Genomic DNA, 12,849 nt, shown 5'->3' on the forward strand with positions numbered 1-12,849 from the left:
ATTACGTTGAATTACCAACTAAAGAGAAACTTGAGGGCCGAAAAAACGGCAAGCGCCGCTGCCCGCGGCGCCATCCACCCATCACATCGTCCTTAGCACCGCACGTTTGAGCTTGCCCGTCTCCGTACGCGGCAGGGCATCGATAAACGCAACGACGCGCGGGTACTTGTACGCCGCCACGGCGTTCTTCACGAAGTTCTGGAGTTCGCTCACCATCGCCTCGTCCCCCTTGAACCCGGGCCGCAGCACGACGAAGGCCTTCACCACCTGCCCGCGCAGCTCGTCGGGCGCGCCGATCACGCCGCACTCCGCCACCGCCGGATGCTGCATGAGGACCGTCTCGACTTCGGGCCCCGCGATGTTGTAGCCCGAAGAGACGATCATATCGTCGGCACGCGCCTGGTAGTACACGTAGCCGTCGGCGTCGATCGAGACCGCGTCGCCCGGCAGATTCCAGCCGTTGCGCACGAACTTCATCTGCCGTTCGTCGGCGAGATAGCGGCATCCCGTCGGGCCGCGCACCGCAAGATGGCCGGTCACGCCCGGCGCCACCGGTTCGAGCGCATCGTCGAGCGCCTGCACGACGTAACCCGGCACGGCGCGTCCGATCGAACCCGGGCGCACGTCGCCGCCTGCCGAAGAGATGAAGATGTGGATCATCTCCGTACCGCCGATGCCGTCGATCATCTCGATGCCCGTCGCTTCGCGCCAGAGGTCGCGCGTCGCCTGCGGAAGCGCCTCGCCCGCCGAGACGGTTTTGCGTAGACTCGAAATATCGGCATCCTTAACAAGTGGCGCCATCTGCCGGTAGAACGTCGGCGCCGTGAACACGATCGTCGCGCGAAACTGCTCGATGGCTTGCAGCAGTAGCGGCGGCGTGAGCTTCTCGATCAGCACCGTCGAAGCGCCGGAGCGCAGCGGGAAGCACAGAATGCCGCCCAGGCCGAACGTGAAGGCGAGAGGCGGCGTGCCGCAGAACACGTCCTCGGCCGTGGGCTTCAGCACATGGCGCGGGAACAGGTCGCACATCGAGAGTACGTCGCGATGAAAGTGCATGCAGCCTTTCGGCGTGCCGGTCGTTCCGCTCGTGAACGCGATCAGGCATACGTCGTCGCTTGCCGTGTCGCAGGCCGTGAACGTGTCCGGCTTGCCGGCCGCAAGCTGCTCCAGGCTTCCGGGCGCGTCGTCGTGGAAAGGGCGCACCTGCTTCAGGCCGGCACAGAAGAACTCGTCGTCGGGATTCGTGCAGCGCGAGAGTTCGTCGGTCAGCCGCGCGTCGCAGAGCGCAGCGGCGATCTGCGCCTTGTCGACGATCTGTTTGAGCTCCTTCGCGCGCAGGAGCGGCATGGTCGGCACGACCACGAGGCCGGCTTTCAGCGCGGCGAGGAAAGCCACCGCCATCTGCAGCGTGTTCGGTCCGCGCAGGAGCACGCGGTTGCCGGGCACGAGGCCCATGTCTTCGACCAGAACGTGCGCGCTGCGGTCCACGAGCGTGCGCAACCGGGCATACGTCGTGGCGTGCGGCTTGCCATCGACCTCCGACCAGATCGCGGGGGCCGCGCCGCGTCCCGCCTCGATCGCGCGATCCAGCAGTTCCGCCGCGCAATTGAGCCGCGCCGGGTAGGCCACGTCGGCATTGTCGAGCAGCAGCACGGGCCATTGCGACTCGGGCGGCAGGTTATCGCGGGCGAAGGTATCGACGTGGGCAGTCGCTTCCATGACGTCTCCAACTGATGTTTTCGTACGGCCTGTTGCAGCCTCGCGGCACTTCTCTCGCGCTCAGGCGCGCCCGTCGTCCGGGATCACGGCGGTGGCCTCGATCTCGACTTTCGCGTCGTCCTCCACGAGCGCGACCACCTGCACCGCGCTCATGGCGATGTCGTAGTCGCCGATCAACTCGCGAAACGCCGCGCCGATCTCCTTGAGCGACGCGAGGTACTCGCGCTTGTCGGTGACGTACCACGTGAGGCGTACGAGATGTTCCGGCTTGCCGCCGGCAGCCTGGAGCACCGCGACGATGTTGCGCAGCGCCTGGACCGCCTGCGCGCCGAACGCGAGGCTCGTGAAGCGGGCGTTCTCGTCCCAGCCGATCTGGCCGGCGATATAGACCTGCGTGCCGCGCGCGGCGACGCCGTTCGCATAGCCGCGCGGCTTGACCCAGCCGGCGGGAAGAAGAGCTTGTTTCATAGGTCGTCCGATTCGATGAATGGCGTTGGCGTTAAGGCGAGGCAGGCGCTTCAGGTGCTTCAGGCGCCGACGTGGGTCTTGAGCAGATCGCGGCCGACAATCAGTTGCTGCACTTCTGTCGCGCCCTCGTAGATGCGTAGCGCGCGGATCTCGCGATAGAGCATCTCCACGTTGGTGCCGCTTTGCACGCCCATGCCCCCCCACAGTTGCACGGCGGCGTCGATCACCTGCTGGGCGCCCTCGCTTGCGTGCCACTTGGCCATCGCGGCCTCGCGCGTGACGCTCTCGCCCTGATCGCGCAGCCAGGCAGCGCGATAGACGAGCAGGGCGCTGCTGTCGATGGTGAGCGCCATCTGCGCGAGCTTTGCCTGGGTTAACTGAAAATCGCCCAGCGTCTGGCCGAACATCTTGCGCGATGCGGCGCGCGCGAGCCCTTCGGCGAGCGCGCGCCGCGCGAAGCCGAGCGAGGCCGCCGCGACCGACGTGCGGAAGATATCGAGCGTGCGCATGGCGATCTTGAAGCCTTCGCCCGGCGCGCCCAGCATCTGGCTGCGCTTCACGCGCGCGCCCGCGAAGCGCAGGCGTGCGAGCGGGTGCGGCGCGATCACGTCGATGCGCTCGGCGATTTCGAGCCCCGGGGTATCCGCATCGACCACAAAAGCGCTGATGCCGCGTGCGCCCGGAGCTTCGCCGGTGCGCGCGAACACCACGTAGAAGTCCGCGATGCCGCCGTTCGAGATCCAGGTCTTTTCGCCGTCGAGCACGTAATCGTCGCCTTCCGCGCGTGCCGCGAGCGCCATTGCCGCGACATCCGAGCCGGCGTCAGGCTCGGAGAGCGCGAAGGCGGCCAGCGCTTCGCCACGCGCCACGCGCGGCAGGTAGTGTGCTTTTTGTGCGTCGGTGCCGGCCAGCGAGATGGCGCCGGAGCCCAGGCCCTGCATCGCGAGCGCGAAGTCCGCGAGGCCGGAGTGCTTCGCGAGCGTCTCGCGCAGGAGGCACACCGCGCGCGTATCGATCGTGTCGCCATGGCCGCCGTACGCGGTGCCGCCCACGCCGTAGCGCAGCCAGCCCGCTTCGCCCAGCTTGCGCACGAGCGCGCGGCAGGTGGCGTCGACGTCGTCGTGCGGCACGTGAGCCAGGTGTTCGCGCGACCACGCTTCGATACCGGCGGCGAGCGCACGGTGGCGGTCCTCGAAGAACGGCCAGGCGATGGCGTCGTGCGCGTTGAATTCAGCGGATGCCATCGCGTCAGTCTCCTTCGAACACGGGACGGGTCTTCGCCGCGAAGGCGGTATAGGCGCGGCCGAAATCGCGCGTGGCCATGCAGATGGCCTGGGCCTGCGCCTCGGACTCGATCGCTTCGTCGATGCTCATGGTCCATTCCTGGTGCAGCATCGTCTTCGTGATGCCGTGCGCGAACGTGGGGCCGGCGGCGAGATCCGCGGCCAGTTGCTGTGCATCGGCCAGCAACGTGTCGGGGTCGCACAGGCGGTTGTAGAAACCCCATGCCTGTCCTTCCTCACCGCTTGCGGAGCGGCCCGTATAGAGCAGTTCCGCGGCGCGTCCCTGGCCGATGATGCGCGGCAGGATCGCGCAGGCGCCCATGTCGCAACCGGCGAGGCCCACGCGCGTGAAGAGGAACGCGAGCTTGCTGCGCGCCGTGCCGTAGCGCAGGTCGGAGGCCATCGCGAGAATGGCGCCCGCGCCCGCGCACACGCCGTCCACGGCCGCGATGATGGGCTGCGGGCAGTGGCGCATGGCTTTGACGAGGTCGCCCGTCATGCGCGTGAACATCAGCAGTTCGGGCATGGGCAGATCGACGAGCGGCGCGATGATGTCGTGCACGTCGCCGCCGGAGCAGAAGTTGCCGCCCGCGCCGTGCAGCACGATGGTCTTGATGTCCGTTGCGTAAGCGAGCTGGCGAAAGAGGTCGCGTAGTTCTGCATACGATTCGAACGTGAGCGGGTTCTTGCGCTCGGGACGGTTCAGCGTGATGGTCGCGACGCGGCCTTCGACGGACCAGCCGAAGTGCTGCGCGCGATAGTCCGCGAGCGTGACGCGGTTGCCCGCGAAGAGCGCAGCGGCGTTGGAACGGGTGGTCAAGTTAGTCTCCTTGAAGGCTGTCGCGCAGATGTTGCTTGAGCTTGCCGAGGCGCTCGTGCATCTTCGACTTTTCGTCGAGCGAGAGGCCGCCCAGCATTTCCACGACCCATTGCTCGTGCGCGACCGCCATGCGGTCGAAGAGGGCGCGGCCCTCGGGCGTGAGGCGCACGGCAATCGAGCGGCGGTCGTCCGGGTCCGCGTCGCGTACCACGAGGCCTTCCTTCTCCAGTTGATCGGTGATGCCGGTCACGTTGCCGCCCGTGACCATCATGCGGCGCGAGAGCTCGGTCATGCGCAAGCCTTCGGGATGGCGTTCGAGCTGCGCCATCAGGTCGAAGCGGGGCAGCGTGGTGTCGAATTCCACGCGCAGGCGGCGGCGCAATTCGGCCTGCACGAGGTTGGTGGTGGTGAGCAGGCGCAACCACAGGCGCAGGCCCATATGGCTATCGGCGCCCGTGCTCATTTCCATGTCGAAGACGTTCTCGGCGGGTTTCGCGACGCCCTTGCGCGAGCTCTTCGCGGCGGCGGTCTTGCGTGCGGACACAGGCGAGGTCATGTGATTTCTCCACCGGAAACGGAAATGGACTGCCCCGTGATCGAGGCGGAACCGGGCGCGCAGAGCCACAGCACGGCGTTGGCGACTTCATCCGGCGTGACGAAACGCTGCTGCGGGTTGTGGCGCACGAGGATCTTGCGTGCTTCTTCCGCGCTGCGCGAAGTCTTGCGCGTGATCTGCTCGATCGAAGCCTGCAGAAGCTCGGTTTCCGTGTAGCCCGGACAGACGGCGTTGACCGTCACGCCCTGGGTCGCGACTTCGAGTGCGAGGGCGCGCGTCATGCCGATCACGCCGTGTTTCGAAGCACAATAAGCCGCCACATAGGGATAGCCCACCTGGCCCGCCGTGCTCGCGACGTTGACCACGCGGCCGCTCTTGCGCGCGAGCATGCCCGGCAGCACGGCGCGCGCGCACAGGAACGCGCCCGTGAGGTTGACGTCGAGCATGCGGCGCCAGAGCGCGAGATCGGTTTGCACGAACGGCGCGGCCTGCGCCTGGCCTGCGTTGTTGACGAGAATATCGACTGCGCCGAAGCGCTCGGCGGTCTGCGCGAACGCGGCTTCGACGGCGTCTTCGTCGGTCACGTCGACGCTTGCACAGGCGATGTTTTCGCCGCCGGCCAGCGCTGCGCGCTGCGCTTCGAGGCGCGCGGCGTCGCGGCCCATCAACGTGACGCGTGCCCCGGCGCGCAGCAGCGCGGCGGCCGTGGCCGCGCCGATGCCGCTGCCGCCGCCGGTCACGACGGCATGAAGTCCTGCGAGGGTGGCGTGTTCGCTCATCACACGGTTCCCTCTGCGCGCTGCGCGCGTTCGAGTGGCGAGAGACCCGCGCTCGCCGCGGCTGCGGCGCGCTCGCGTTCGATGTTGCGTTCGAGCTGCGTCTTGGCGGCGGTGTACTGGCGCGGCCACATCACGTCGAAGTAGCCGATCTTCGCGGCCTCGGTGAGCGTCCACGAAGGGTTCGCGAGGTGCGGGCGCGCAACGGCGCACAGATCGGCACGACCCGCCGCGATGATGCCGTTCGCGTGGTCCGCTTCGGAGATCGCACCCACGGCGATGGTGGCAATGCCGGCTTCGTTGCGCACGCGATCGGCGAAAGGCGTCTGGAACATGCGGCCATAAACGGGACGCTCGTCCTTGCTCACCTGGCCCGACGAAACGTCGATCATGTCGGCGCCGGCCGCCTTGAAGGCGCGGGCGATTTCCACGCCGTCGTCGGGCGTGTTGCCGCCTTCCACCCAGTCGTGCGCTGAGATGCGCACCGAAATCGGCTTGTCTTCGGGCCACGCTGCGCGGACCGCGGCAAACACTTCCAGCGGGTAGCGCAGGCGGTTTTCCAGCGAGCCGCCATAGGCGTCGCTGCGCTGGTTGGTGAGCGGCGAGAGGAAGCTCGAGAGCAGATAACCGTGCGCACAGTGCAGTTCGAGCCAGTCGAAACCCGCCTCGGCGGCCATCTGCGTCGAGCGCACGAATTGCGCCTTGATCTCCTGCAGTTCCGCGACGGTGGCTTCGCGTGCCCATTGGCTCACGCCGCGCAGATACTGCTGCGGCGACGCGGAAACGAGCGGCCAGTTGCCGTCCGGCAGCGGCTGGTCGATGCCTTCCCACGCCACGCGCGTCGAACCCTTGGCGCCCGAATGGCCGAGCTGGATGCCGATCTTCGCGTCGCTCTGCGCATGCACGAGATCGACGATGCGCCGCCATGCGTCGCGCTGGGCCTCGTTATAGAGACCCGGGCATCCCGGTGTGATGCGCGCTTCCGGCGACACGCAGGTCATCTCGGTCATTACGAGGGCTGCGCCGCCCATTGCGCGGGCGCCCAGATGCATGAGGTGGTAGTCGCCGGCCACGCCGTCGTGCGCCGAATATTGCGCCATCGGCGAGACCAGAATGCGGTTCTTCAGCGTGACGCCGCGCACCGTGTACGGCGTGAACATCGGCGGCACCGCGCGACCGCTCGCGCCGGCATTCACGCCCGCGCGGGCCGCGAGCCACGATTCGAAGTCCGAAAGCCAGGCCGCATCGCGCTCGCGCAGGTTCTCGTGCGAAATGCGCTGCGAACGCGTGAGCAGCGAGTAGGCGAACTGCTCCGGCTCGAAGTGCGCGTAGCGGTCCACGTGCTCGAACCACTCGGTCGAATTGCGCGCGGCGTTCTGGATACGCAGCACGTCGACGCTGCGCACGCTCGTATAGTGCGCCAGCGCGGCGCGCAGGTCGCGCGGATGCGCTTCCATGCTGTTGGCGAGTTCGATCGCATCTTCGAGTGCGAGCTTGGTGCCGGAGCCAATCGAGAAGTGCGCCGTATGTGCCGCGTCGCCCATCAGCACGACCGGCGTCTGATGCCCGTTCGCGCCGCTCTTCCAGTGCACCCACTCGCGGTTGACGACGCGCGGGAAGCGGATCCATTGCGACGAGCCGCGCAGATGCGACGCATTCGAGCGCAACGCGTGGCCGTCCAGATAGCGGGCGAAGAGCTTTTCGCAGAAGGCGATGCTGTCTTCCTTGCTCATCGTGTCGAGCCCCGCGGCACGCCAGACGTGCTCGGGCGTTTCCACGATGAATGTCGAGGTGTTTTCGTCGAAGCGGTAGGCGTGCGCCTGGAACCAGCCCCATTCGGTTTTCTCGAACGCGAACGTGAACGCATCGAAGAGCTTCGACGTGCCGAGCCACACGAAGCGGCAGTCGCGCAGGTCGGTGTCGGGCTGATAGGTGGCCGCGTACTTCTGGCGCGTGGCGCTGTTCAGGCCGTCGCTCGCGATGATCAGGCCGGCTTCGCCGATGTCTTCGTCGGTGCCCTGCGTGTCGAACACGAGCTTGACGCCGAGCGCTTCGCAGCGCGCCTGCAGGATGTTGAGGAGGCGCTTGCGGCCGATGCCGCAGAAGCCGTGCCCCGACGAGCGGATCGCCCGGCCGCCGAAATGGATCTCGATGTCGTCCCAATGGTTGAACGCATCGAGTATTTCGGCCGCGCTTTCCGGGTCGGCCGTACGCAGGTTGCCGAGCGTCTGGTCCGAAAACACGACGCCCCAGCCGAACGTGTCGTAGGGCCGGTTCCGCTCGATTACGGTGATGTCGTAGTCCGGGTGGCGCCGCTTCATCAACAGGCCGAAGTACAGGCCTGCGGGGCCGCCACCGATGCAAACGATGCGCATGTTCGCTCCTTGTGTATCCGCGCAATCAATGTAGGTTTAAATATTTTATATGTCAAGTAATTTGGCGAGGCTGAGCGGAGCGGTCATCGATCTACAGGCTGGTTTGCAAATCGATGGAACCTGCCGCGCGTAGCGGCGTCAACCAAGCCATGAGCGCTGAGTGGACGGCATATGTGAGCTTACGAATGCCTTGGTGTGGCGCGTGCGCGTTTGTTTGGGGTCTGGCACCACGAACGTGCGGACGGTGCTTCGTTGTGCGGGATACGCACCGAACTCGCCCGCGCGCGGGAGCGGCACATGCGCCTCTTCAACCGTGAGGGAAGGGTGCTGCTCGCGATGCGATTGCGAAGGCATCGATCGAGGTTTGGCTGGAAAGGCGCATGGTGTCTCGATCTGAGAATGAGCAAGGACGGCGAGGTAAAAGAGGGTGCGCAGCAGAGAATTGCTACTGGCCGTTACGAACGTCCCTGGGCCGTTTTTCTGGCATTAAAGTCGCATTGCAGACCGCTCGATCCTGGCGCTGCTCGCCGTGCACGTCGGGCCATTACGCGCTCCTTTCACGCTGAAATAGTGGGAAAGACCGCCGTAGGCGAGTGGAAAGGCCGGATCGATTGATCAGGCATGCTTACAAAATGATTGTTATGCGTGGCGAATCGAAGCGCAGCGTACACACGCGCCTGATTCATGTGTTCAACCGGATTCTGCGACCTGAATGGAGTTGCCATTGATGAGTCAGACTGCGAAGCGATCGATCGAAATCGACTTTCTGCGAGGATACGCGTTGATCGCCATCGCGCTCGATCACATTCCGTCGAGCGTGCTTTCGCACGTCATGTTGCACAACTTCGCCTTTTGCGATTCCGCGGAGGTCTTCGTATTCGTGAGCGGCTATGTTTCCGCGGCAAGCTGGCTCGGGCTCGCCGCGCGCAGGGGCACCGATGCGGCTAACCGGCGTTTCTGGCGGCGCGGCCGCGAGATCTATGCAGCCTATCTCTGCACGGCCGCGTTGATGCTGCTTTCTGGCGCGGCCGCCATGTTGCTGCGCGTGGATTCGCCGCTCGTCACCGATTCGGGCATCGCGCGCTTTGTCGCGCATCCGGTCACGATGCTCGCGAATGTGGCGCTGTTCCGCGATCAGCCGTATCTTGCCGGCGTCTTGCCGATGTATGTCGCGCTGGTTCTGGCCCTGCCGTTCGTCATGCCGGTGGCGCGCCGCTCGCCCGACCTCGCGCTTATGGGCAGCTTCGGCATCTGGTTTGCGTCGTGCTGGCTCGTGCGCTATCTGCCGGCAGCGCCTGGTGCGATCTGGCCGTTCAATCCGTTCGCGTGGCAGGCCATGTTCATGCTCGGACTGCTATGTCGTCTTTACCCCGTATCGCAAGCATTTCAGGTGTCGCTCACCGGGCGCGCGATCACGATCGTGGCGATTGCCATTGTCGTCGGTTTTGCCGTCATCCGTCTGTGGGTGGAGGTCGAGCCGCAGCCGGGCTACATGAAGCAGAATCTCGCCAGCCTGCGCATCGTGAGTTTCGGCGCCGTCGCCTGGCTCGTCGCGCAGGCGGTGCGGCTCGGCTGGGTGCGGTACCTGGCCGAACGCCTGCCCGGCATGGTGACGGTCGGACAGCAGGCGCTGGTCTGTTTCGTAGGCGGCGCCGTGGCGTCGAATGTGGTCGATACGCTGTTGCGCGCCTTGCATTTGACCACCTACTTTCCGGCGCGGCTTGCCGGCGATCTGCTGGCCATTGCGGCACTGCTCACGCTGGCCGGCGGCGCGCGCTGGCTCAAGACGCCGCGCTCGCGCAGCGTGGCGCTCACCTGAATACGTCCCTATCAGCTGAAGGTGAGCGTTTGCGGGAAGCAACGCTCACCCGCTTCGCGAGCCAGCGTTATTTTCCGTGCAAACAGGGACTTCGCGTAGCTCGCTTCGGCCGCCGTGCACACGCACAGGTGAGCGTTTGCGGGAGCCACGTCACGTTTTGACGAGTTCGCGCACGTCCGCCGTGGGAGTCGATCCGAACGCGTCACTCAAGGCGTAATCGATCAATTGCAGGGCGGCGGTTTCCGGTGTGGCCAGCTGGCCGTTCTGCTTGAGTTGCTCGAAGCGCTCGCGCAACGGGAACTGTTCGATACCCGTCGCGCGGATCGTCGCCTGCATGCCGGTATCGACCACGCCGGGCGCGACGCTGCAGATGCGCACACCATGCGGTGCGTCGAGCGCGACGGCCCTCGCGTGATGATCGAGTGCCGCTTTCGTCGCGCAATAAATGCTCCAGCCCGAATACGCGTTGCGCGCGGCGCCGCTCGATACGTGCACGATGCGGCGTTCGGCTTCCGGGTTCGCCGCTGCTCCGGGAGCGGCGATCGCGTTGGCCAGCATCAGCGGCGCCGCGACGTTGAGCGTGACGGCGCGGGCAATCGCGCCCGCATCCTGGGCGCCGCAGGGAGCGATCGGATCGACCGTGCCGGCATTGTTGAAGAGCAGTACGCAGCGGGCCTCGCCGGTGAAGCTGCGCAGCGCATCGGTGGCGAGCCAGCGTTCGAGGGCGGCGGGATCGGCCAGATCGACCACGGCCTGAACAAGCGCCTCGCCATGGCGGGCGGCGAGCGCCGGGTTCGTGCCCCGTCCGAGGCCGAGAACACGGATGCCGCGCGCGAGCAGCAGATCGGCCAGCGCAGCGCCGAGGCCCCGGGTATGACCGGTGACGATTGCGCAGGCGGGGGCGTGGGAAGGCGTGGAAGCAGTCATGAAAGTGCGGAAATGAAGGGACAGGTACGCAAAAAACGAGGGCCGGCGCCAGGAAATGCAGCGCGGCAACGGGGCTCGCGAAGGGTTATTGATGCGGCGCGCCGGAAATGCCGCCCGCGATTCTGTATCATAGCGTCCGATCCAATAAGGAAGAGAGCTGGACGTGAAAGCCGCATCGCAACAACGCCGCCCCCTGAGCCTCAAGGAAGGTCTGCTGGAACTCAAGCGGAGCATGGGGAAGGGCACGGGGCAAACGCCCGAAGAACAGCCGCAGGCGCCTGAGAGCAAGCCCGCGCGCAAGGGTCCGCCCGCACAGGGCAAGGACACGCGTGCGCGCGGCCGCCCGCAACAGTCCGGCGGCGGCCGGCCGCAGGGGGCCAAGCCCCAGCAGCCGAGGCAGGCCCGTGCGCAGCACGGCGGCCAGAACCCCGGCCAGAATGCGGGGCAAAATCCCGGTCAAAAGCCGGCCCAGCCGCATGGCCAGCGGCCTGCTCAGCATCGCCAGCGGCCGGCCCGCGCCCAGCAGCCGGCGGCCAACCTGACCGAGGCCGAAAAGGCGCGCATCGAGCGCAATCGCCAGCTCAACACGGTCTGGAACGTGTTCGCGAAGCACTATCCGGCGTTTCGCGACCGTTTGCCGCTGAAGATCGGCGTGGCCGAAGACCTCGTTGCGCGCCATCCCGATTACGACCGCACGTTGATCGTGGCCGTGCTCAAGCGCCACGTGAACCATCCGCGTTACCACGAGCGCGTGGCGGCGGGCGGTTCCCGCTACGAGCTGGACGGCAGCGCGTCGGCGGGCCCGGGCATCGAGGCGTCGCACATCGGCCGCGCGAACGCGGCGCTCGCACGTCAGAAGGCCAAGGCCGAGGCACAAGCCAAGGCTAAGGACGCGGGCGCGGAGCCGCCGAAGGCTGCTGTGCCGGAGCCGGAAGCGCAACAGCCGACGTCGCAGCCTGCCGTGCAGGCTGAAGAACCGGTGGTGGAAGCTGCCGTGCAGGCCGAACAGCCGCCGGTGGAAGCCGAAACGCCTGTTCAGGCCGCACCGGCGGGCAATACCGAGCCGCCTGCTACCGACGCTTGAGCGTTTGAAGCAACGCACCGGTCGATATCCGATCGGTGCTGCTGCCATGGTGTGCCGCCAAGGTGTGGTTCCCCGCCCCGACATATTCAACTAAATATGGCGGGGTTTTTCGTTGGCGCGTGCCATGCGTAGTATGGGTTATGAAAATTGCTCGGCACTGCCAGGCAATAACGCAAAGGCGGTTGCCACTTCGGCTCACCGTCTTGTGCGCTTAGTGCGTGGTTTGAACGGCGGCCGTCGCGGCAGCGTCCGAACCGGCGGTCAACGCAGAAGCCGTGGTGGACGAGGAAGCGGAGAATGCCGCCGGTGCCACGAACACGGCGGGCACGGCCGAGGCGTCCGCGGCATCGGACCCGGTCTGCGCCGCGGCGGGCGTTTCGAACAGATGGTTGAATTCCACGGCGCGCGACTGGATCTTCTGCGCGTAGGCCATCGACCCGCCATAGCTCTTCATGGCAGCGGTCAGGTCGCCGCCGGCTGCCCGCTTGTAGCCGTAGAGAATCGACGAACCGATGTCGATGTTCACGTCGGGCTTCGTGAGGTCCTTTACGTTGTGCAGCAGATTGCGATGCGCCGACGGCACCACCTGCATCAGACCTGTCGCGCCGTTGGCGCCATGCGCCTTCTCGCGAAAGCGCGATTCGATCGAGATGATGGCGAGGAGAACCGCCGGGGGGAGCGAATATTTTTCGGCAGCCGTCGTGACCGCCATGGAGATCGTGCTCGCCTTTTCCTTCGCCACGCCGAAGCGCTGCATGAGATACGCGGAGATCGTGTCGTTGCCCGCAGGGGCGTTCGCGGCGACCGGGGGGCTTTGCTGGGCCCACGCCTGCGCATGCAGGCCCGGCAGCAGGACGATCAGGCAGAGTAATCGCCTCATGGCCAGTGCGTGTCGAGAAAAGGGGAAGGGGCAAGTATAACCGCACGGGCGGCGGTGCACGCAGTTGCGTATGCAGGCACTTTGCTGCAGTGCAAGGCGAGAGCGGGGCGCGGGCGGAACCGGAAGCTCTGGCGGCCCCTGC

At 66.3% G+C, this 12,849-nt stretch carries 11 protein-coding genes; 2 read left to right on the forward strand and 9 right to left on the reverse strand.

Features of this window, described 5'->3' with window-relative positions:
* Positions 1–81 precede the first annotated feature (81 nt).
* The 7 genes from U5760_RS12555 to U5760_RS12585 are packed head-to-tail and all read right to left on the reverse strand — an operon-like array spanning position 82 to position 7,997.
* Complete coding sequence (locus U5760_RS12555) at positions 82–1,719, reverse strand: AMP-binding protein (protein WP_322012122.1); 1,638 nt, start codon at positions 1,717–1,719, stop codon at positions 82–84.
* Positions 1,720–1,779: 60 nt separating this feature from the next.
* Positions 1,780–2,187 (reverse strand): RidA family protein, encoded by a 408-nt coding sequence (locus U5760_RS12560; RefSeq protein ID WP_322012124.1) that lies wholly within the window; start codon positions 2,185–2,187, stop codon positions 1,780–1,782.
* Between the two features lie 59 nt (positions 2,188–2,246).
* A complete protein-coding gene (locus U5760_RS12565; RefSeq protein WP_322012125.1) occupies positions 2,247–3,431 on the reverse strand; it encodes an acyl-CoA dehydrogenase family protein in 1,185 nt (394 codons plus the stop codon).
* A gap of 4 nt (positions 3,432–3,435) precedes the next feature.
* Complete coding sequence (locus U5760_RS12570) at positions 3,436–4,290, reverse strand: enoyl-CoA hydratase family protein (RefSeq protein WP_322012126.1); 855 nt, start codon at positions 4,288–4,290, stop codon at positions 3,436–3,438.
* Between the two features lies 1 nt (position 4,291).
* Positions 4,292–4,846 (reverse strand): MarR family transcriptional regulator, encoded by a 555-nt coding sequence (locus U5760_RS12575; RefSeq protein ID WP_322012127.1) that lies wholly within the window; start codon positions 4,844–4,846, stop codon positions 4,292–4,294.
* Complete coding sequence (locus U5760_RS12580) at positions 4,843–5,625, reverse strand: SDR family NAD(P)-dependent oxidoreductase (protein ID WP_415914089.1); 783 nt, start codon at positions 5,623–5,625, stop codon at positions 4,843–4,845. Before U5760_RS12580 ends, U5760_RS12575 begins: the two co-directional genes overlap by 4 nt.
* Positions 5,625–7,997, reverse strand: coding sequence for a bifunctional salicylyl-CoA 5-hydroxylase/oxidoreductase (locus U5760_RS12585; protein ID WP_322012129.1), 2,373 nt, complete (start codon positions 7,995–7,997; stop codon positions 5,625–5,627). The genes U5760_RS12580 and U5760_RS12585 overlap by 1 nt, the downstream gene beginning before the upstream one ends.
* 727 nt (positions 7,998–8,724) lie before the next feature.
* On the opposite strand from U5760_RS12585, the gene U5760_RS12590 reads away from it, so the two are divergent.
* Complete coding sequence (locus U5760_RS12590) at positions 8,725–9,816, forward strand: OpgC domain-containing protein (protein ID WP_322012131.1); 1,092 nt, start codon at positions 8,725–8,727, stop codon at positions 9,814–9,816.
* Between the two features lie 150 nt (positions 9,817–9,966).
* Here U5760_RS12590 and U5760_RS12595 read toward each other — a convergent pair whose 3' ends face one another.
* Entirely contained in the window at positions 9,967–10,743 is a 777-nt protein-coding gene (locus U5760_RS12595; RefSeq protein WP_322012132.1) for an SDR family oxidoreductase, read from the reverse strand.
* A 163-nt stretch (positions 10,744–10,906) separates the two neighbouring features.
* Between U5760_RS12595 and U5760_RS12600 the strand changes: the two genes are divergently transcribed.
* Positions 10,907–11,827, forward strand: coding sequence for a ProQ/FINO family protein (locus tag U5760_RS12600; RefSeq protein WP_322012133.1), 921 nt, complete (start codon positions 10,907–10,909; stop codon positions 11,825–11,827).
* A 211-nt stretch (positions 11,828–12,038) separates the two neighbouring features.
* On the opposite strand, the gene U5760_RS12605 is transcribed toward U5760_RS12600, so the two are convergent.
* Positions 12,039–12,707, reverse strand: coding sequence for a transglycosylase SLT domain-containing protein (locus U5760_RS12605; RefSeq protein ID WP_322012134.1), 669 nt, complete (start codon positions 12,705–12,707; stop codon positions 12,039–12,041).
* Positions 12,708–12,849 lie beyond the last annotated feature (142 nt).

Source organism: Paraburkholderia sp. J12 (assembly GCF_905220215.1).
Taxonomy (GTDB): domain Bacteria; phylum Pseudomonadota; class Gammaproteobacteria; order Burkholderiales; family Burkholderiaceae; genus Paraburkholderia.